Annotated in this window: 16 protein-coding genes, 1 pseudogene and 1 riboswitch; of the genes and pseudogenes, 4 read left to right on the forward strand and 13 right to left on the reverse strand. The window is 44.2% G+C overall.

What is annotated here, in order from left to right; genetic code table 11:
- Positions 1-256 precede the first annotated feature (256 nt).
- Positions 257-1,918, forward strand: a complete 1,662-nt coding sequence (locus AACQ17_RS13520; protein ID WP_094146823.1) for a methyl-accepting chemotaxis protein — start codon at positions 257-259, stop codon at positions 1,916-1,918.
- 130 nt (positions 1,919-2,048) lie between these two features.
- On the opposite strand, the gene AACQ17_RS13525 is transcribed toward AACQ17_RS13520, so the two are convergent.
- From AACQ17_RS13525 to AACQ17_RS13540, 5 genes and pseudogenes are all read right to left on the reverse strand, one after another.
- On the reverse strand, positions 2,049-2,531 hold the full coding sequence (locus AACQ17_RS13525; RefSeq protein ID WP_038148283.1) for a YehS family protein: 483 nt from the start codon (positions 2,529-2,531) through the stop codon (positions 2,049-2,051).
- A 119-nt stretch (positions 2,532-2,650) separates the two neighbouring features.
- Positions 2,651-3,031 (reverse strand): CZB domain-containing protein, encoded by a 381-nt coding sequence (locus AACQ17_RS17420; protein WP_405054803.1) that lies wholly within the window; start codon positions 3,029-3,031, stop codon positions 2,651-2,653.
- Positions 3,032-3,073: 42 nt separating this feature from the next.
- A pseudogene (locus AACQ17_RS17425) lies at positions 3,074-3,766 on the reverse strand (methyl-accepting chemotaxis protein); the annotation flags it as partial.
- A gap of 117 nt (positions 3,767-3,883) precedes the next feature.
- Positions 3,884-4,540 (reverse strand): 3,4-dihydroxy-2-butanone-4-phosphate synthase, encoded by a 657-nt coding sequence (ribB, locus tag AACQ17_RS13535; RefSeq protein ID WP_013868190.1) that lies wholly within the window; start codon positions 4,538-4,540, stop codon positions 3,884-3,886.
- Positions 4,541-4,632: 92 nt separating this feature from the next.
- A riboswitch (FMN riboswitch) is annotated at positions 4,633-4,789 on the reverse strand.
- Positions 4,790-4,970: 181 nt separating this feature from the next.
- Complete coding sequence (locus tag AACQ17_RS13540) at positions 4,971-5,108, reverse strand: hypothetical protein (protein WP_013868191.1); 138 nt, start codon at positions 5,106-5,108, stop codon at positions 4,971-4,973.
- 145 nt (positions 5,109-5,253) lie between these two features.
- Between AACQ17_RS13540 and AACQ17_RS13545 the strand changes: the two genes are divergently transcribed.
- Positions 5,254-7,152 carry an SgrR family transcriptional regulator gene (locus tag AACQ17_RS13545; RefSeq protein ID WP_094146822.1) on the forward strand — a complete coding sequence of 633 codons (1,899 nt, stop codon included), beginning with the start codon at positions 5,254-5,256 and terminating at the stop codon, positions 7,150-7,152.
- Here AACQ17_RS13545 and AACQ17_RS13550 read toward each other — a convergent pair.
- The 8 genes from AACQ17_RS13550 to AACQ17_RS13585 all read right to left on the reverse strand — a co-directional run bounded on the left by AACQ17_RS13550 (position 7,149) and on the right by AACQ17_RS13585 (position 18,359).
- Positions 7,149-8,564, reverse strand: a complete 1,416-nt coding sequence (locus AACQ17_RS13550) for a coniferyl aldehyde dehydrogenase (RefSeq protein ID WP_094146821.1) — start codon at positions 8,562-8,564, stop codon at positions 7,149-7,151. The genes AACQ17_RS13545 and AACQ17_RS13550 overlap by 4 nt on opposite strands.
- 21 nt (positions 8,565-8,585) lie before the next feature.
- Complete coding sequence (locus AACQ17_RS13555) at positions 8,586-9,068, reverse strand: Lrp/AsnC family transcriptional regulator (protein ID WP_010317305.1); 483 nt, start codon at positions 9,066-9,068, stop codon at positions 8,586-8,588.
- 222 nt (positions 9,069-9,290) lie between these two features.
- Positions 9,291-11,180, reverse strand: coding sequence for a methyl-accepting chemotaxis protein (locus AACQ17_RS13560; RefSeq protein WP_094146820.1), 1,890 nt, complete (start codon positions 11,178-11,180; stop codon positions 9,291-9,293).
- A 218-nt stretch (positions 11,181-11,398) separates the two neighbouring features.
- Positions 11,399-11,626: a hypothetical protein gene (locus AACQ17_RS13565; RefSeq protein ID WP_013868195.1), complete on the reverse strand. Its 228-nt coding sequence runs from the start codon at positions 11,624-11,626 to the stop codon at positions 11,399-11,401.
- A gap of 215 nt (positions 11,627-11,841) precedes the next feature.
- A complete protein-coding gene (gene putP / locus AACQ17_RS13570; protein WP_017044927.1) occupies positions 11,842-13,332 on the reverse strand; it encodes a sodium/proline symporter PutP in 1,491 nt (496 codons plus the stop codon).
- A gap of 68 nt (positions 13,333-13,400) precedes the next feature.
- The gene (locus tag AACQ17_RS13575; RefSeq protein WP_017042347.1) at positions 13,401-14,099 is read right to left on the reverse strand and encodes a 1-pyrroline-5-carboxylate dehydrogenase; all 699 of its coding nucleotides are present in this window, start codon (positions 14,097-14,099) and stop codon (positions 13,401-13,403) included.
- 21 nt (positions 14,100-14,120) lie between these two features.
- Positions 14,121-17,243, reverse strand: a complete 3,123-nt coding sequence (gene putA, locus AACQ17_RS13580) for a bifunctional proline dehydrogenase/L-glutamate gamma-semialdehyde dehydrogenase PutA (RefSeq protein WP_094146819.1) — start codon at positions 17,241-17,243, stop codon at positions 14,121-14,123.
- Between the two features lie 291 nt (positions 17,244-17,534).
- Positions 17,535-18,359: an AraC family transcriptional regulator gene (locus AACQ17_RS13585; protein ID WP_013868199.1), complete on the reverse strand. Its 825-nt coding sequence runs from the start codon at positions 18,357-18,359 to the stop codon at positions 17,535-17,537.
- Between the two features lie 426 nt (positions 18,360-18,785).
- Here AACQ17_RS13585 and AACQ17_RS13590 point away from each other — a divergent pair, with 426 nt between their 5' ends.
- On the forward strand, positions 18,786-19,889 hold the full coding sequence (locus AACQ17_RS13590; RefSeq protein WP_026028446.1) for a PEGA domain-containing protein: 1,104 nt from the start codon (positions 18,786-18,788) through the stop codon (positions 19,887-19,889).
- Between the two features lie 156 nt (positions 19,890-20,045).
- The gene (locus AACQ17_RS13595; RefSeq protein WP_013868201.1) at positions 20,046-21,866 is read left to right on the forward strand and encodes an SUMF1/EgtB/PvdO family nonheme iron enzyme; all 1,821 of its coding nucleotides are present in this window, start codon (positions 20,046-20,048) and stop codon (positions 21,864-21,866) included.
- Positions 21,867-22,103: the final 237 nt, after the last annotated feature.

A 22,103-nucleotide genomic window follows, 5' to 3' on the forward strand; every position in this document is an offset into this window, starting at 1 on the left:
GTATATCACAGCCTATCTATACTCTATATAGAAATTAAGCTTAAACCGGTGAAATGAAAGCCACTGGCAAGTCATAGAGGGCATAACAACTCTACTTAGCATTCCAATTTGACATAACACCCATTTTTCATATGAAAATATGCTCTTTGTAAGACGCGGTGCCGCAAACTTAGCTAAGCTATATTTATAACAACAACGAGCATGTCAACCGTCAGTTAAAGTACCAAGGCCAATAACATAACAACAGGAAATAACCATGAGCCTGACTATTCGCCAAAGACTCTACGTGCTATCCATTGTTCCGCTACTGATTATTTCGTTAAGTATGATGTATCTCAGTTTTTCAGAAACACAAAAACTGAATCACGAACAAATGACTGCTACCCGCGCTAGCATGATGGAGATGAAACAAAATGAGCTGCGTTCATATCTGCAAATTGCCGATACAGCGCTCAAATCACTCAAACAAAAGAACGCTCCCCTCAGCGAAGCCATCACCATACTGCGTGACATCGCGTTTGAAAATAGTGGCTATATCTTTGGCTACAATAGCAAAGGGGATCGACTACTACTGGGCCAAAGTAATGCTGGTTTAGGCGATAACTTTTGGAACATGCAAGATACGCATGGCAACTATTTAATCCAAGATTTAATCAAAAATGCCAAAGTAGATAAGTTCACTACCTACTATTTCCCCAAGCCGGGAGAGACGACACCACTACCTAAATTGGCCTATTCTACCTATTTGCCACAATGGGATCTAATAATAGGCACTGGCTTTTACACCGATGACATTGATGCCGTAATCGCCAACATGGAAACACTCGCTGCGGAAAATATGCAAAGCAGTTTAGTCAATATCGGTTTGATGAGCTTGATCATTATCCTCATCGTCGGTTTTTTCGCCATCATTTTAAATCGCAGTATCATGCGTCCTCTCGAGCTATTTGATTTATCGATTCGTTCATTTGCAAGCGGTGACGCTGATTTAACTGCAAGAATGGAAAAATTCAACGCCCCTGAATTTGCAAGACTAAGTGATAACTTCAATGCCTTTGTCTCCAGCTTGCAAAGTATCATTGCGCGCGTACACCAAGTTGGGCAACAGGTTGTGGATGAAACCAATGACATGACACAACGAGCACAACAAGTTGACGCCATTGCATCAGGGCAACGTGAAGAGACCGATCAAGTAGCGACAGCGATGACAGAAATGACCACGACTGCAACAGAGATCTCGAACAACGCCCATCATGCCGCTCAATCGGCAAAAGATGCTGACGACAACGCCAAAGATGCCCATGAGATTGTTGATTCGGCCGCACAATCGGTACAGGATCTCGCCAAAGAAGTCGCTGAAGCGAGCCTTGTGATTTCAAAACTGGAAGGCGATGTGAAAAACATTTCGTCTCTACTTGCGGTTATCCAAGATATTGCGGAACAAACCAATCTACTGGCGTTAAACGCAGCGATTGAAGCGGCTCGCGCGGGCGAGCAAGGACGAGGATTTGCCGTAGTAGCGGATGAAGTCCGAAAATTAGCCAGCCGTACCCAAGACAGTACAGGGCAAATTCATGCCATGATCGGGCAACTGAAAAATGCCTCTGATGCCGCAGTTAAAGCAATGGATTCAAGCCAAAGCCGTAGCTTAAGCACCGTAGAAAAAGCCAATGCCGCATCGACAGCATTACAAAAAATTCAAGACTCTATTGCCACGATTATGGATATGAACGCACTGATCGCAACGGCAACAGAAGAGCAAAGCATTGTTGGGCAAGAGATATCAGAGCGCATTGTGGTGATATCTGATCAAAGTAGTCAATCGGCTGAACTGGCTAATCAGAACCAAGCGGGTAGCCAGCAGTTGAATAGCCGAGCCAACGAACTCTATGAGTTGGTGGACCGCTTTAAAGTTTAGCAAGAAGAGGTAAAACTGATATTCGTAAGCGTCAGAATGAAAATCGTTGATCATTAAAGTAAAAAAGCCATGTCGACATGGCTTTTTTCAATGAAGAGATCCCTAATGACTTACAGGAGATTTCTTTGGTTTAATCGATTTTTTCTTGATATTCGCGTTTATCTTCTGGGCGCAGTTGACGCTGAACACCCATTAAAAAGTTACGCAGGATCTGATCTTTACATTCACGGTAGTGTTTATTGTCAGGCTTGCGGAAAAATGCATTGAGCTCGTGCTTACTTAAACGAAAATCGATGAAAGCTAATGTGTCTAAAATATCTTCTGCTTTCATATCCAGCGCAATACGCAATTTCATGAAAATCATATTATTGGTTAAGCGTGTTTCAGGCTGAGGTTGTTCACCATCGCGTTTACCACGCTTTGTATTGATTAAGCCATTGAGAAATATCGCTAGATCCACATCACTCAACACAGATTCCGTCTCTTTGTTTAGCCAAGTAGTCACTTGCTCTTGAGTAACGCAGCCGTCCGCCGCAGCAAAAATCTCAACCATAGCTGAGTCTTTAAAGTCAAAAGTGTAGCGAATACGGCGTAAAATATCGTTATTGGTCAAAATAGATCCTAGGGTTAGATTTCCAGTGCCATCAAGATGACAGACTGTGAAGAAATAGCGCGCCACTGTAGCAGAAGAGCGATCGGACACCTATCTATTTTACGTAATACCATCTGAGTTTAATGTGTGTTTACTACCTCTTTTAGTAATCGGTCTATCGAATCAACCACCGATTTACTGGCCAATTCCATAGTATCAACTTGCTTAATCAGTTGTGTCCAATCACCATTCTGACCAGACTTCAGTGCACTCTTTCCTGAATCATGCACCAATTTATGAGGAGCATTCAAACCAGCAAAGCTGGGAAGCTGGCTGTATTCACGCGCACCATCACCCTCAAAATACCATTTACCTAGACGGCACTCTTGATGAGTATTCATCCCATGTTCAAACCGACGATTGAGGATGTGATCGTACACTTCATTTTTCCAAACTGCGTGATCCAATTTCACCGTATCAAGGAAAGAACACGCCGTCGCAATACGAATAACTTCTTGCATTTGTTTTGATTTGTCTAAAACGATTGTTACCGTCTGTTTTAATTCATTTGAAGCATTTTCTACTTCGATTGCACATTCTTGACTCTGATTCACTGAACCTTTAATACTTTCCGTTTGGTTCTGAACTTGTCCAACTAAAGATTCAATCTTAGTGCTGGCATCATTGGCTTTGGAAGCTAATGCCCGTACTTCATCGGCCACGACCGCGAAACCTCGACCCGCTTCACCTGCGCGTGCCGCTTCAATAGCTGCATTCAGTGCCAATAAATTGGTCTGTTGCGAAATCTCTTGGATCGTGCCGACTAACTGGCCAATCGAAATGGTTGTTTTATCTAGAACAGTCACCGACTCCATACTGGCGTGAGCGTATTCTGCAATTTTTTCTGCTCGAGAAGATAAGTGATTAATTGCTGTGCTTGTCTGACCAAAAATACTATTCAGTTGCTTCAGTGATTCGTTCTCACGCAATAAATTCTCAGCATTGTGAGCCAGACCAGAACGGATGGCTTCTAGCATGTGGCTACCACTCAAATGGCTGGCCATCAAATCAGACTCTAATTGAGTTGATGTACGCAATAAGGCCAGCTGCTCTTTTAGCTGCTGAATTTCATCTTGCCACTTTTGTTGCTCAAGTCTTTGCTGTGCTTGTAATGCAGCTATCTGAGCCTTCAAATCATCATTTTCTTTTTGCATTTTCTTATTAAATAGCATGCTCAACCTCGGCAAAAATAACATCGTCAATCTACATAAGTTTAATCGAACGTTAATAATTTTATGCACTTCTCATTTCAAAATGAGCAGATTAAATCGGAGTAATGTGAAGGGACGCACCTAGCCTCCCTTCGACATTCATTAAGCCTGTTTGAGTTCAAGTCTTGTTCGATACAGCACCATATCTTCAATCGTCAATACAGGCATATTGTGCTTTTGCCCGAACGCAACGATCTCGGGTGTTTTGGCCATGGAACCGTCAGGATTGGTGAGTTCACACAATACGCCCGCAGGCATTAAACCCGCCATTTGCATAAGATCAACCGTCCCTTCTGTATGCCCACGACGAGCCAAAACGCCCCCCGCCCGAGCGCGAAGTGGAAAAACATGGCCGGGGCGTGCAAGATCATCGGCTTTAGCATCAAAGCGGGCCGCGGTTTTTATTGTGGTCACTCGGTCTTGCGCTGAAACGCCCGTAGTTACACCTGTTTTTGCTTCAATCGAGACAGTAAAAGCGGTTTGGTTTGCGCTATTGTTATGCATTACCATCGGGGGCAGTTGTAGTTGATTAGCCTGTTCATCGGTCAAACATAGGCAGACGATGCCACTGCATTCACGGATCATCAGTGCCATTTGTTGTGTGGTCAGTGACTCAACCGCATAAATGATATCGCCTTCATTTTCACGATCTTCATCATCAAGCAACAACACGCCTCGCCCTTCTTTAAGCGCAGACAGTGCGTTTTCAACACGAGTAATAGGGTCGCCAAATTTGGCAAGTAGAGATAGCTGATTCATGGTTGTACTCCTAAAAAATCACCAGAATCAGGGCTGCTATGAGGGATCAAATCCAAAACAAATTGCACCAGCTAGCGAACTAACTGGCGTCTCTTCATTCTCTCTCATCCGGACTATAACCGTCGGCTCTGGTTTTTCACCAGATCTGCTGACCTCGATACATCGAGCGCTCGCGGGCTCATCTGCCTTCTCAACTGAAAAAACAAACATACCGCCGGTGGGGAATTTCACCCCGCCCTGAGAATTTAAAATATAAATTGGCTTTAAAAAAGCGATGTCATGGTAGTCGTTTACGATAAAGATGAAAAGTAGGACGAAGAAAAAGTGATGTGTATCGAAAAGGAAAGGCATCCTGCAATTATGCAATTGGGGGTAACAGGAGCATAGCTAACTCAAGAGTTTAGGGTATGCAAGATGCCTTTATTCATGGTCACCAGTGACATAAATGAATCAGAGCTAAAATCGCCATTACCTCTATAGGGTTACGTGATTTTTCTAAACGCTGGCGGTAATAGATCGCCAGCGGTGTTGGCTGTTTGGTGTCAGTCGTTATGGGGTCGTTCATCATTCACCTCCTCAGCTATCGATGCGTTGATTGTGAATCAAAACAAGGAATACAAAAACTGAGAATTTTTTATTTTTTAATTCCTCATATCATCGAAATTAACCTTAAAACGATATTTAAAAACTAAAAATCAATAAATGAGGAACAAATAATCATTAATATTTCTTATTTAGTTCTTCATAAATTCGCTACTATACCCAAACAACTTGACCATCAAGGAGGGCAAAGCGCAAGGCCGTGCGAAGAACTGAACTGCCTATCTCTTCCCTTTCATCCAGAGGATTTGCGAGTGTCTGATCTTACTTTATTACGTTATTACACACGCCTGACCGTACTTGGTGTGGGTCAAGAGATTAAAGTGTCGTTAACACAGGTTGCAGAATGTTTATTCACCTCACCGCGTCATGCACGAAATCTGGTGGCTAAAATGCAGCAACAAGGTTGGCTCAAGTGGCAACCCAAAGTCGGACGTAACCAACGCTCGATACTGCGCCTGAACCTCGATTTAGACACAATCAAACAAATGCTCGCGAAAGAGCAAATTTTGGCTGGGAAATATGAAAAAGCCTTAACCATACTGGATAATGATGAGGTAGTGTTTGGGCGTTTGTTGCAAAGTACTTCCGGCGCATCTATTCGCGAAGGTCGCTTACACATTCAACTGACGTATAAACGACCATTTGAACGGCTAGTGCCCCATCAAATACAGCGTAGTAGTGAGCGATTTCTGCTCAGGCAAATCTATTGCTGCCTCATCCAGTGTGATGAACAAGGACGCTTTCATCCAGAATTAGCCCATCACTGGGAGTATGATGCACAACATTTTCAGTGGGTATTTTATCTTCGCCCCGGATTAGCGTTTCACGATGGCTCACCGATTGATGCTAATACGATCGTGAGTTTATTTGCCAAACTCTCTAGTTTGGAAGAGTACAAAAAAGAGCTCGCGCATTTGGTTGATGTAAGCGCACCACAACCACAAAAAGTAGTATTTTCTCTTAATCAATCTGATTTAGGATTTGCAGGGTTGCTCTCTGGCGTCAAATATTCAATTCAACCAGCCAGCCAAGTGAACAATGCATACTCCCCAATGGTGACAGGTTGTGGCCCATTTCAAGTTCAAGATCACTCACCTCACAAACTCATTTTAAGCGCATTTGACCAATTCTATGGCTGCCGAGCTTTAACGGATCACGTCACAATTTGGATTTTAAATGAAGACGAGTTGTACCCTCAAGGCATGCATATCAAACAAAAAAATCAGCAACAAAACATCTCTTGCCACCACGATGTAGAGCTGAGTAACGTTGAAGAACTGGCGATCATCACCTCTAATCAGTCATCAAGAGTGGAAGATGGCTGCATGTTTATTTTGTTCAATCAAGGTGCTCATTCACCTCTTAATGAAAATCAGAAACGCTACCTAGCTACCGAGATATCTGGAGAAAAACTAGAGCACTATTTAGCACAACAACCAACTAAGTTTGACGCCGTCGTTGCCAGTAACCTACTGCCAGTATGGCAACCTGTGGTGCGACCACCAGCGCCTAAAGCAAGCCTGCCAAATCAAATCTCGATTGCCGTCTATGACTACACGGTACTGATTCATTGCGCCTTCGGTGTGAAACATATTTTAGAGGAGATGGGGCTGACTGCTGCCGTCAACATTTACTCCTACCGAGAATTGAATTTTCTGGCCCAGCAAGGCAAATTGTACGAAACCATAGTTATCACCAATATTAATTTAGATGACAATCGGCATTTCAGTGCATTTAGCCACTTATTTGGCAACCCAATGTTGCACCATTGCATTGGCCCCGCAGAGAGCCAATGGCTGCTCAAAGCGTTAATCGACATTCGATCAACGACACCATTGACACACTACCTTATCGCGTTGGAACCGCTAGCATCGAGTTTGATCAACGAATACTGCCTCGTCCCTTTGTTCCACCATAAGCAAACATTACGTTTTCAGGGTGTGCTCAAAGACGTTGCACTGACCAACTGGGGATGGCCTGATATTAAAAATGTGTGGTCCATTGATTAGCGAATAAATAGCCTGCGTAATATTGCCAGCATCACTAAACGATAACGCAGCATCCACTGGCTACGTGGCAACCAACGCTTAGAAAACAATACGGTTTTGGCGTGTGAAAAGGTCTTAAAACCTTCAATCCCGTGATAGTGCCCAACCCCAGAATCGCCAATACCGCCAAAGGGGGCATCATCGGCGGCCACATGTAACAGAGTATCGTTCACCGCTAGGCCACCACTATGCGTTTGTGTACTAACCTGTTTGATCACCTCGTGATCATCACTCATTAAATATAAAGCTAACGGACGTGAGCGAGCGTTGATATAAGCTATCGCTTCATCCAAACTGTGATAGCTCAATATCGGCAATATGGGGCCAAATATCTCATGTTGGGATAACAACATATCAACCTTCACATTCGTCACTAAGCAAGGCAAAAGTTGATACGTGCCCGCTTTTGCATCGCCTTCTACGGGATGCAATGTAGCCCCTTTTTGTTTAGCATCTTCTAAGTATTGCTGCAGCCTATCAAACTGGGTTTGATTAATAATATGTGACGTATCATAGCCATCTTTAGTGGAAAAATAGCGCTTAAAGCGTTGCAGATAGAGCTCCACAAAGGCTTGTTGTTTGCCTTCCGGCAGTAAAACATAATCAGGAGCAACACAGATCTGCCCTGCATTGATGGCTTTGCCAAGCATGATGTTATCAACGCTACGCGCAAGGTCAGCATCAGGTGCAATGATCACGGGGGATTTCCCGCCAAGCTCTAACGTTACTGGTGTTAGGTTTTTCGCAGCCGCTTGGGCAACCAATTTACCTACCGGTGTTGACCCCGTAAATAACAGATGATCAAAGGGTAACGCACTGAACTGTGCGGCAACGTCAGCCCCACCTTCTACAGTATCAACCGCTTCATCGACCGTCGCAAAAATACGCATCAACACTCGGTTGGTGCAGGGCGTATGTTCGCTCAATTTGACCATAGCGCGATTACCTGCCGCCAATGCTGTGACTAATGGAGCCATACTGAGCACGATAGGAAAATTCCAAGGTACAATCACCCCCACAAGGCCCAAGGGTTGATAGTGAACGCTCACTGTCGACGGCAGTAATAGCCAACCTGCATGACGCGATTGCGATTTTGTCCACGATTTGAGGTGTTTTAGCGTGTAATTAATGTGTGAAACGGCCGGTAGCAGATCGCAAACCGTACTATCAAAGCGACTCCGATAACCATAATCCTGATTTAAGGCCTCAACGAGCGCTGCCTGTTCACTGAGTAACGCGGTTTTTAAGCACTGCAACCAAATACGTCTTTGCTCAAGGCTAGGATACGGCTCTGCTATTGTCTGCTGTTTTAGCCTAGTAAAAAGTGTCGTAACGTCTTTAGTTAAGGGCTGTTGCTGTTCTGTTTCTTGCACCGTATTTCACCTCATTCGCAGCTAAGGCAGCGTCTTGGAAATGAGCTCAGGATTAATGCCAAAGCTGGCTTTATGTTCTTCAATCACAAATTCACTGCGCGTTTGAATCACTCCCGGCAATGTACCCAACTTGCCAGACATAAAACTTTGGTAGGCTTTCATATCTTTCACTCTCACTTTGATCATGGTGTCAAAATCACCGGACAATGAATAACATGCTTCAATTTCTGGGATGTCCGCCACTGCTTGTGAAAAGCGCTCAAAAATAGAGAAACTGGTTTGATCCAATCGAATATGAATGAACACTTGTACATCCAGACCTAACTTTTCTGGGCACAGTTCTGCATGGTAGCCTTTGATATACCCTTCCTTTTCTAAGCGTTTGACACGATCAGAACAAGGAGATGTGGTTAAATTCACCAACTTTGCCAGCTCAACAACGGGAAGCCGTCCTTTACTGTGCAAAATACGTAAGATCTGTTGGTCGATGCGGTCTAGGCTCATGGTTTTGCACGGCGCTCTCAAAAGAAGTGATATGGCATACAATAATGGCTTACAGCGTTAAACCAACCTATCATCACAAGGCATTGTGATATAAATCACATAGAATAGAGGAACGTTATAATAAAAAGACTGAGGAGAAAAAAGGAAAAGAAAGTGAGCAAGCACCCACTTTCTTGTTTGTAATCTATTTATCGCCTCTTTACTTTGAGTACGTTGAGATGATTACAGTTTGAAACGAGAAATTTCTTTATCTAACTCATTCGCTAAACGGTGCATTTCATGAGCTTGTTGCACTGCATTTTGCGCATCACTGGCTAGTTGGTCGCTGACTTCACGTACCGATTCGGTGTTGCCATTAATATCCGCTGTCACCAAAGATTGCTCTTCTGCTGCTGATGCAATTTGTGTTGCCATATCACTGATCATCTGAATGGCTTCGCTGATTGCGTGTAAGCTTTCTCCTGTATGGTTCACATCTTGCACACTTGTTTCGACCAGTTTATGGCTTTCCGTCATGACAGAAACAGCATTGGTCGTTACCTTTTGCAAACCGGAAATTTTAGACTGGATCTCCTCGGTAGAGGCATGAGTGCGCTGAGAAAGCACTCGGACTTCATCAGCTACAACGGCAAAGCCACGACCTTGCTCTCCGGCGCGCGCCGCTTCAATCGCCGCATTCAAGGCCAACAAATTTGTCTGCTCTGCAATCGAGCGAATGGTCGACAGAATGGTTGAAATCTCATTAGCGTGCACTTCTAATTCACCAATGATGCCCACAGCACTGCTAAGCTCTTGTGCTAACTGATTGATTGACTGTTTGCTTTGCTGCATCTGGCGATAGCCTTGTGCACCAAGCTCAACCGATTCATTGGCATTTTTAGCGGTATTATCAGCATTGCCCGCGATTTCAGCGGTCGCAGACGCCATTTCAGTTACCGCAGTTGCAACCATAGTAATTTCATCTTGTTGAGTACGAATCCGTTCACTACGTTGACTGGCTGAGCTCGCGGCCTGTGTCGCTCCTTGGTTAAGGGAGACGGAAACATCACGCACGCTTTGCACCATGACATGGATGCGATCGACAAATTTATTGAACTTATCCGCTAAGATACCGACTTCATCATCGCTGTGAACGGCTAAACGACGGGTTAAATCGCCATCACCTTCGGCGATATCTGACAAAGCTTGAGCAATATTACTCAACTCATTCAACTGACGAGCGACGAACCATGAGGTCGCTAATGCCAAGATCACTAAAATCATCAAGCCAATCAAGCTCTGTTTCAATAGCATGTCATTGAGTGGCTGTTCAAGAACCGTTTTGTCCATCACCATAACCAACAGCCAGTCAGTATGTTCAATACTTTGCGCCATCAATACTTTGGCCTGACCATCAATATCAACAAAGAGTGGTAATTGAGAATTTGCCGCCTCTGATATGCTTTGAATGGTCAGTTGTGAGGCCATTTCTTGGGTAGGTTTTAAAATAAGCTCTTGATTGGGATGGGCAACAATTAGCCCCTTGGTATTCACCAAAATAGCATTGCCCTTCCCGGGAACCTCAATAGCTAAGACGTCCTTGATCAATTTACCCAAAGCTAAATTGGAAGCGGCGACGCCAATCAGTTGGCCATTTTGACGGACAGGTTCTGCCAATGTCACCACTAAGGTTTGCATGGTAACGCTGACGTAGGGGGCGGTTGTGATCGGTTTACCCGCGACTTTGGCTTCTTTATACCAACCACGCTCACGAGGATCATAACCATTTTGGTTACGCGATCCGTCATTGCGGATCATATCGCCCTGTTCATTACCGTAATAACTCAGCCCAAACTCACCAGACTCCAAGGTTTGGCGTAGGTGAGGAACAATGTCTAATTGCGGATTACGCTCAATTTCGTTTTTTAATCCTAGCAGCGTTTTTTGTTTGCCATTAAACCAGTCACCAATCCCTTTTGCATGAGCCTGTAATGTATTACGCGCTTCACTCTCAATCGCTCTCCAGCTGTCGGTTTTAAAGGTTTGATAGCCAACCATAACCAATGCAGCGGCTGTCAATGTAATAGCAGCAACCACAGAGAACACCATTTTTCTCTTTAAACTCAATTGCATTGCAATGCTCCTTGAAGCTTGTTCACCAAAGTAATGGGCTTGAGAGTATTACAACTATGGATTATTACTTTGCCTAAGTTCCCAATACTTGACACTCGTGCAATAGAACGGCACGTGAATGTGCACTAAATCAAACTTAGTCAGCCGAATAAAAGCAAAATTATCTTTTGAGCGAGAGGCGCACTACGCCAAAAAACTTAGCGCAGTGCTGGAAGTATTTAGAGAACGCGGACGCGTGAGAAGTCGGTGTGGCTTAATGTTGATGGGTGATTACATACTCGGCAAAAACCTTGCTTTTCCATTTTGTAATGAGGTTCACCTTGTATAATGAGCGCAAAAAACTTTTGAACACCTTGCCACGTTGAACAAGGTTCTGACTGACAGCGCTTCATCACGACTTTATGTGGTGTCTCTTTACGACAACAGGTGCAATAAGCTTTTGACATGGTCCAATAATCCCTACAATTTGCATCATTATTGATAATTGACACATTTTGCGCCTACAGGTTCATTTTTCTCAAACTTTAGTGTGTGTTTCGTGAGCTATCTTCAAAAAACGTCCATCCCAATCTCCTTATTTTCTGCTAAGCACACTACACAATCTAACCTGTACAAAAAAGCCCCTCAGAAAGGGGCTAGTTATTGAACAACGGTATGAATGTCAATCTAGTTCAACCAGCTGCTTTTTAAAGGTCACGTGCTGTGCTCTCACGCTCTCTTCGGGTTCAGCTGTCGCTAAGCTCACCACAACGATCGCAAGTACAGAGAAAATGATCCCAGGAACAATTTCATACACATCAAACCAACCGCCAGACAGTTGTTTCCAAACCACAATGGTCACGCCACCAACAATAATGCCGGCTAGTGCACCATTGCGGTTCATTCGAGACCAATAAAGGCTCAATACCACTGCTGGGCCAAATGCGGCGCCAAAGCCCGCCCATGCATACGAGACTAAGCCGAGCACGGAACTATCTGGTGTCATGGCCAGCACTAACGCAACGATAGAAATTAGAATCACAGCAAAGCGGCCAACACGAACTATCTCCTCCGACGTTGCATCTTGCTTGATGACTTGCTTGTAAAAATCTTCCGCTAGCGCCGAGGAAGAAACTAATAATTGCGAGTCAGCGGTACTCATAATTGCCGCAAGAATAGCTGCAAGCAAAATACCTGCAATAACTGGATGGAAAATCGCATTCACTAGCAGCATGAAGATTTTTTCACCATCTGCCAGCTCCAGCGAACCTGTGTTCGTCACATAAACAAGCCCAACTAAGCCAACCAACAAGGCTCCCGCCATGGATAAACCGGTCCAAATGACCGCAATACGACGTGCTGTGGTGAGATCTTTATTTGAGCGAGACGCTTTAAAGCGCGCCAAAATATGAGGTTGACCAAAATAACCAAGCCCCCATGCCATTAATGAGATAATGGCAACACCCGTTAACGGCTCACCTTTCACATCATGCCACAGCGTCAATAGCTCTGGGTTTATTGCGGATAGATCTTGACTCAGTTGACCCAAACCACCGTTGATTGCCGCGATGGGCACAATCATTAATGCCGCGGCCATCAATAGGCCTTGCACTAAGTCAGTCCAAGAAACGGCTAAAAATCCACCAAACAGTGTATAAGACACCACACAAATGGTGCCAATAATAACTGCGGTTGAATAATCTAAACCAAATACCGTTTCAAATAATTTACCGCCAGCCACAAGGCCAGAACTGGTATAAAAGAGGAAGAACAGCAAAATAAAGAAGGCTGAAATGGTTTGAATCAGTTTAGATTTATCATTAAAACGGCGTGATAAAAATTCAGGTAATGTTAATGAATCTGTCGTGATGCTATAAGTGCGCAAGCGCTTAGCATTCACTAACCAGTTAGCCCATGTGCCCAATAATAAGCCACCCGCTAGCCAGAAAGCCTCAATACCAGCGGCGTACGCGTAACCAGGTAAACCGAGCAATAACCAACCGCTCATATCAGATGCACCCGCCGATAAAGCCGCAGGCCAAGGGCCCAGTGATCGCCCTCCTAAGAAATAATCTGCGGAGTTTTTCGTTCGAAGGTATGCAACCACACCAATAGCCAGCATCAAAATAAGATACAGGATAAAGGTGGTTGTAATAGCAAAGCTATTTTCCATTGTGTTTGTCCTCTTTAAAAGATCGCCTTCCATGTCCTCTTCCGAAGAAGAGGATAAAACAGAAAGGATTAATGGGTTTCGCTACCAAGCTCAAGCAAGGTCGCATTACCACCCACTGCTGTTATATTTATTGTGCGAGTACGCTCGGTAATAAAGCGCAACGATAAGTGAGGATCATGAGCCACGGGGATCGCGCTCAAGTCCGTTTCAGAAACTAGGCTGACAATCGCACCATTACGATCAGCTAGCTGACGGTTGAGGCTACGCTCAACCGAAGTGTTCCCAACGTAACCTACACTTCGAACGTCCGACGCCATCAACGGATGATAAGCATCAAAAGACGTAAACTGAATGAGATTAGTAGGGAGTGTTGACTGCTCAAATGCCGCTTGCAGTGTTCGAATCAACATCGCATCGTCACTACATAAGACGACACTATTGCCTGCCACAAGAGCGGCACAAAGCTGAGCTGCCACCGCCTGTTGCGCTTTATCACTGTGTTCACCTTGGATGATCACAGCCACGCCCCGACCTGCGGTGTATAGCTCATTGGTTTCTCCAGTAGGACCGATCAATTGATGCGAATGCGCCAACAGCGCCGATGCCTGATGAAGATGGTAAGAAATCACTGTTGCCAGTTGTGGCATAGCGCTTTCTAGTAGATTTTTAAATGAAAGTAAGCACTCACATTTAGAATCAAAATCGGTGATATTCCAATTTTCCCATGCTGAAAAAGCGTCAGAAAAACGTGTTACTTGATGAACCATGCTAATTCTCCTGAGCCTTTATTACTGAGAAAATTCAGTTTGAGTAAAACGGTATAAGTAATGTGGGCCACCTGCCTTTGGTCCGGTACCAGAAAGCCCCTGCCCACCAAATGGTTGCACGCCCACCACCGCACCCACTTGATCACGGTTGATGTAACAGTTACCTACTCGGGCGTGTTTTTCTATCCAACGATATGTCGTTTCATTGCGGCTATGGATCCCCATGGTTAAACCAAAACCAGTTTGATTAATTTGCTGCACGACATCGGCCAGCTCACGCGCTTTAAAACGCACGATATGTAAGATCGGCCCAAATTGTTCTTCGGTTAAGCAGTGAATATCTGAAATTTCAAAAGCCGCTGGCGGTACAAAATCGCCGTGTTGGCACTCCGAACTGAGTTCTAATTGCGCAACTTTGGTCTGTGTCTTGGTCATCTGTTCAATGTGAGAGAACAACTTTTGTTTGGCTTTTTCATCAATAACAGGGCCGACATCTGTACTGTGGAGGTAAGGAAGACCAATCTTGAGCTCATTCATCGCACCATGAATCAAGCTGATGATGCGATCGGCAATATCCTGTTGAACAAATAGCACTCGTAATGCAGAGCAGCGCTGCCCAGCCGAAGCAAAGGCAGAACGAATCACATCTCTCACCACTTGCTCGGGTAAAGCCGTACTATCAACGATCATCGCGTTTTGCCCACCCGTCTCTGCAATCAACGGCACTGGCGCGGCGTCACGTTGAGCAAGAGCTTGATTGATACGTTGCGCGGTCGCCGTTGATCCAGTGAACGCGACACCTGCAATGGCAGGGTGAGAAGTCAGCGCACTGCCAATTTCTGCACCACGTCCGGGTAACAATTGGATAACGCCAGCAGGAAAGCCAGCTTCCAACATCAGTTCCACGGCACGCGAAGCAATCAAACTGGTTTGTTCTGCGGGTTTGGCAACGACCGTATTACCCGCCACTAACGCTGCCGTGATTTGCCCAAGAAAAATCGCAAGAGGGAAGTTCCATGGGCTAATGCACACGAAAACACCGCGACCTTCACGGCTCACTTTACGCTTTTCATTATCAAAACTCGTCACTTCAAAGGGTGTTAACGCGGAAACTTGTTTGGCGTAATAGCGACAAAAATCTACCGCTTCGCGGACTTCATCAATGCTATCGTGAATGGTTTTCCCTGCTTCGTGATGACAAATGGCGACCAGTTCAGCCAAGTTCTCTTCGAGTAAATCAGCAAGTTTATCAAGTTTGCCCGCGCGAACACTGTGCTCTTCTTGCTTCCAAGCAGCAAAGGATTGCTCCGCTATTGAGATAGCTTCGGAAACATGATCAAGGTTGGCAAATACCACTTGTCCAACATGCTTCCTACGGTCATACGGCGCAGTCACAACTTCCGGCGATGCCCCTGCCTTGATCATGCTTTCGAACTGAGCAACACCATTGATGATAGGAGAAGCATGCCACTGTTTACTGAGCCAACATTCTACTTTCGCTTCAAAAGGCGTTGCCTCACTTTCAATATCAATATTGACGCCATAGGAATTAACGCGCTCGGCAAAAATATGCGGTGGCAAAGGGATTTTGGTATTTGGTAAAGAATCAAACGAGAGCAACATATCGACAGGATGTTGCGTTAACGTATCAATAGGACAACGAGCATCGACTAAACGATGCACAAACGAACTGTTCGCACCATTTTCAAGCAATCTACGAACTAAATAAGGCAGTAAGTCTTTATGACTACCTACTGGAGCATAAATTCGCACCGATTGTTGATAGGCTTTCATTGCATGATGATAAAGAGCATCACCCATGCCATGCAGACGCTGGAACTCAAAATCTTTGTGTTGTGACATCACCGCAATCGCGGTCACGGTTTGTGCATTATGACTGGCAAATTGAGGGAAAATATGACCACGAACACCCTCGCTTAAAAGAAAACGAGCGCAAGCCAAATAGGCTACATCAGTAGCTTCTTTACGTGTGTATACCGGATAGTTGCTGTAGCCACTTTGCTGAGACCACTTCACTTCGCTATCCCAATACGCCCCTTTGACTAAACGCAGTGGGATCACATCACCTTGCTGTTTCGCCAACCCATTAAGCCAAACTAAAACGGGTAAAGCGCGCTTAGAGTAAGCTTGTACAACTAAACCAAATTTCCCCCACCCTTTCACGGGCTCACTGCGATATATCTTTTCAAATAGCTTTAATGACAGCTCTAAACGGTCTGCTTCTTCTGCATCAATAGTGATCGCCACATCCAGCTCGATAGCACGGGCTAAAAGCTGTAGCAGTGTGCTATAAAGCTCGCTCAGCACGCGCTCTTGATTAGCCACCTCATAACGCGGATGCAATGCAGAAAGCTTGATTGATACGGACGGTGCCGGGCTGGTTGATAAGCCATATTTCTCGCGGCCAACCGCCTCAATCGCCATCAAATAATCTTTGAAATATTTATTGGCATCGGCCGTGGTTAACGCCGCTTCACCGAGCATATCAAATGAATAGGTATAGCCTTTATCACGCATAGGACGGCCATTTTTTTGTGCTTCTTCAATGGTTCGGCCTAGCACAAATTGGTGGCCCATCACCTTCATCGCTTGGTGCATCGCCTTACGAATCACTGGCTCAGAAAGCTTATTCACTAGACGATTAACCGCCTGCGTTGGACTAGTCGTATCCACATCAGCAAGGCCAATCACTTTACCAGTCAGCATCAACCCCCACGTGGACGCATTGACAAAGACAGAGTCAGAATTTTTCAGATGAGATTTCCAATCCGCAACGCTGAGGCGATCTTTAATAAAAGCATCCGCGGTTTCCGCATCGGGAATACGCATCAGAGCTTCAGCCAAACACATCAACAAAATACCTTCTTGCGTATCTAAACTGTACTCAAGTAATAAGGCATCGATCATTTGCACCGCTTTTTTGTCGGCTCGGATCGCTTCGATTAACTGGGTTGTTTTATTTAATATCGCCGATTTTTCTGATTCTGTAGCTGTTGCCAGCGGTAATAACTGCTTCAGCCATTGAGATTCGTCCACCATATAAAGTGGAGAGATCAGCGACCACAGCTTATCAAGCGGTTGCTCGATAAACTCTGCATTCAACACATCTGTTGCTGTAAACATGCGTTTTCCTCAATCTCACTCCCGAAAAAGGTCGGGTTTCCTGCAATGGCTGGCAGTGTATTTTGAGCGCGAGAAGAATACTTGTCAAAAACTCCGAGTTTTTTGCTAAAAACTCTGGCTATTAACAAAATAAAAACACAATCACATCAATTGACATCATGTACAAAGCAGAAAATAGCAACATTGTTTCCAAAATTTAACCAAAGGTGCACGTGTTGCCGATAGTTCAAGGCAAGCAATATAAAAATGATGTGGGAATTACAAACAAAAAAGAGGCAGGGATATAAAGAATTAGCGACGACACAATTTTCGGTATTGCGATGGAGAAATACCTTGCAAGCGAGTAAATGAATGAGTGAAGGTACTTTGTCCAGAAAAGCCCGTTAATTCCGCAATTTGACCAAAACTCAAACAACCTTGCTCAATCAAATCTTTTGCCATATCAATTCGTTTACCTAACAAATATTGATGAGGCGTGATCCCCATTTGCTCTTTGAACAACATATGAAATTGGCTTTCACCTAAATAAACGCGGCCCGCTAATTGAGCGACTGAAATTTTACGACCAAGGTGCAGATCGATATAACGATCAATCGCTTCAAGATCAAAACGAGACTCTTTGCGATGCGTTTCAAATACAGAAATATGGCGTTGCAGTAATGCCATAACGGTGTCATTGCAGGCACGGCTCAACAGTAAATCATCAGGGCTCGATTGCATCTCTTTAACTAGCAATTGGATCAGCTTTTGGATTTGCCCATCCAACTGAAAGTAAATATCCGCATTCGACAACTCATTCATTTTTTGTAAAAGCAAAGGGTCATCTCCGCAGGAGATTGGAAGGTTAAGCACTAAGATATCCGACTGCCCAACGACACCACCAAACGCATGGCCAGTTCCAGAGGTAACGACACAACCTTGCCCCGGCCCCACCAAATTGCCTACACCTTGTACTTCAAACTCAGCTTGGCCTTTTAATCCGATAACGACTTGGGTATAACTATGATCATGACACTCCATGTACGAGGGTAATGTCACTAACTCTGCTGGCCTAGGCGACAAAACTTTGTCATTTTGTTGATAGTTAGATAGCTTAGCCAAAGAAAAGTCACTCATATTGCTGCATCATGGTTGAGGTTAGAAGCTGATGTTATAACAAAACTATCAGGAGCGAAAACAAAGCTGTATTTTTTTAAAAATTAAACATCAAAGTGCATATGAAGCTTAAGTTTAGGGGTGAAATGAGATCGATTTTTCAAAACGGAACAATGATCAAGTGCACATAAATTACGGTCAATGTGTGTTCAATCCCAAAACCCCTAAATAGATCGAAAATAGAGACTTGCATATTTCGCTATTAGGCTCAAAATGAAGATGCACAATTATAAAATTTACAAAATCAGTCACCTAGTAATAGATTTAAGTGAATTTTGCTATTGTTCGGAATAAATTTTGCATTATGAATACAGCTTATCCATTAAAGCTGTCAAAAGTTTGTCTTTCCCACTTTTGTGGTTAAACGTTAATTTGTTGCAGGGACCTATGATCACACGTCGCATCCCAGCGCTATTGCTTGCGCTAAGCCCTTTTTGGGTATCTGCATCGGTGTACGCGGAAGAAGTTATTCAGGTAGATCCTGTCACCGCTATCGATGAAAAAATGACTACTAAACAGACGGAAATCGACGCGATTTCTGCAGAATACGAAGCAGAGGGAGCCAAGCTTCAACAACTTAAAAATGAACATGTTCGTATTAAACGAGAAAGTGAAGAACTTGATGCTAAACGCAATCGAGCCAAGTCTGCTTTGGACAAACAATATAGCCGTCTTTTAGATGATCCAGACACAGATTTAGCCTCGTTTCAAAAGAAGTACCAAGAAACATGGGCATCAGTGAAGCAGAACCAAGCTGAAGGCCTTGAGAATAATCAAGCGATGACCGAAGTTGAAATGCGCTTGTCTCAAATCAAACAGAAGCAAGCTCGTCTCAGTAATGAGTATGCGAACCTCGAAGAGTCGCGCATTGAGGCTAGGGTCAAACGTCTCGAAGCCGAACTGCGTGAAAGTAGTGTTCTTGAAACTGGCTATAAAACCACCTGTTCAACGACAATGACACTAGGTGAGTGTTCAAATCAGGGACAGCACCTTACCAAACAAAAAGCGGTAAAAACGTTTCGGGCCAAGTTGCTTGATGACCTAACCGAATCGGTCATTGCCAAGCAAAACCTGAAAGGCGTGGAACTTAATATCCATGTACAAGATAGCCAAATTATTCGCAGTGGTTTTGAAGGCAACAACGAATACTTCACCCAAATGCAAGCTCAGCTTCAAGCGAAACCAGAAGCGGTGGCTGCGTGTAAACTGCTTAACGTGTCAACTCGATACTGTTTGAAAGGCGGCGTGTCTGAAGGTACGCAAAAAAATGACAAACAGTGGGCAAATGTGACCGTAAGGTCGGATCAATACAACGATGCCGTAACCATCAACGGTATTAACTACGGCAGTACACCTGTTGAGATTGTTTTGCCCAATGGCCGCCACCAAGTTACCGTCTCTAAAGATGGCTACGAAACCTACAACCGGGTATTAACAATTAACGGCAATGATACGGTTTGGATAAAGCTAAGACCGAATAAAGAGGGTTAATTACCTCAAAAAAACTCTGTTTTTCTGTCGTAATTCACAAAGATGCGGTTAAAACGCCATTTTGTCATTAAGTTATTGAAAGATGACTTCAGACAAAATGGTGTTTTCGTTTAGAATAGACACAATGAACTAATAACTTAACTGAAGTAGATAATAATGCGACAAGGTTTACCCGCTCTCTTATTAGCACTTTCGCCTTGCTTAGTGGCAACATCGACGATGGCAGAAGGAACGCCTTCCTCAGTAATTGCCATTGATGATGCGTTGTTTACTAAACAGTCCGAATTACAGGCAGCCCAGAAGGCCACCCATGAACAACAAGTGGTTGTGAACAACCACAACAGTGAGTTAGACAGGCTAACAAAGCAAGCCCAATTATTTGATAAGGCACTTGCAAAAGCAAAAACTGACTTAGAACGCGATTACATGAAAATGATTGATGATCCTGAACTGGACATCATGCCTTCACAAAATGCCTACCAAGCGGCTTGGGCTAATGTAAAGCAGAATCAAAAAAACCGTTTAGAAGCTGAGCAAAAACGCCAAGAGTCAGAAGCACTGCTGGCACAAAAAAGGGCCGAGCAGAACACGGTCAGCAAAAATATCAATGAGCTAGAACAGCATAAATTACGCGCGCGAGTTGAGCGCTTAAGAGATGAACTCAAACAGAGTAGCACCGAGAAAGTTAGCTTTACTAACGCTTGTAGTGCCGATATGACATTGGCTCAATGCTCGAAACAGACCACTGACTTAGCGCTCCAGAAAGCGGTAAACCAGTATCAAACCAAGTTAATAGAGGCCACAAGTGAGGCCAAACTCGTCCAACAACATCTGGCCAATGTCTCTTTTAATATTCATGTACTGCGCCATAAAACCGTAGATTCAGGTTTCTACAATGGCAATAAGTACAAAGCCGTACTAGATGTTCAGCTTGATGCAAGACCGGATGAAAACACACCATGTCGGTTGCTGAATGTCGAATCACAATACTGTTTCGCTCCAGGCGAATACTCAGCCAATACAGAAAAACAGAAAGAAATTGCTTGGGTTACCCTATCGATTCGCTCGAACCAATACAGTGATAAAGTCTCTATCGATAATGTAAACTATGGCAGTACTCCCGTCGAAGTGATGCTTCCAGTGGGACCGCACATGATTACGATTGAGAAAGAAGGGTATTACTCATTTAATCAAGAGCTGAAAATCACCTCAGATCATACATTAAGAGCGAACCTACGAGAAAAAGACAACCTACTAAAACCTGGACATAAATTTGCTGATTCCCTCAAAGGGGATATTAAAGCTCCTGAGTTAGTCACTTTGATCTCAGGCGAATATTTGATTGGCGAGCACGCATCGAAACAAGTTTTCCTTGATCATGCTTTCGCAATTGGTTCAACCCCCGTAACTGTGGGTCAATTTGAAACCTTTGTGAATCAAACCACCTACCAAACTGATGCTGAGCTACAAAAACTGTGCACAGCAGTCGCCGAATCTGAAATTACCCCGATTGCAGGTAGCTATTGGCGCGACCCTGGTTTTAAGCAGTTGAGCAACTCGCCAGTGGTGTGTATTAGCCAAAATGATGCGAAGGCCTATACTCGCTGGCTAAGTAAGGAAACTGGCTATAAATACCGTTTGCCGACTGAAGAAGAGTGGGAAATTGCCGCTCGCGCTGGTACACAAACAGACTATTGGTGGGGAGATGATTTCGGAACTGGGAAAGCGAATACTGGCTGGAGTGGTACACCTTGGTCAAATAAAAGCACCTCTCCTGTGAAGTCTTTCGCTCCCAATGGCCTAGGCCTTTATGATGTTGTCGGTAACGTGTGGGAATGGACAAATGACTCAAGAGGTCAAGCAAAAGGTGGAGCATGGAGCTTCTCCCCTGCAACGGCGGCGGCTTATGGTAATTTGTTTATTGCTCCTGCTACTTCGGCAAATTATGTTGGCTTCAGGGTCATTAGGGAACTTTAGGTAAGCTGAACTAGCCCAACCATTTATATAACAAAGGGGGGAATTCCCCCCTTTGTTATTGCACTCTCGTCGTCTAAAGTGGTGTTGAATATCAAACACGTTTGATATTTGATATCCATGTGGTATCCCTATGAATTTGCAACACCCTCGCAGCATTCATAGAACCTCTTCTGCACGTCGACAAGAAGCAATTCTTGTATTTATGCCAGCCCATCTTCAGGCTGGCTTTTTTTATGT

It is taken from the genome of Vibrio sp. V10_P2A27P122, from assembly GCF_963874335.1.
GTDB classification, from domain to species: domain Bacteria; phylum Pseudomonadota; class Gammaproteobacteria; order Enterobacterales; family Vibrionaceae; genus Vibrio; species Vibrio anguillarum.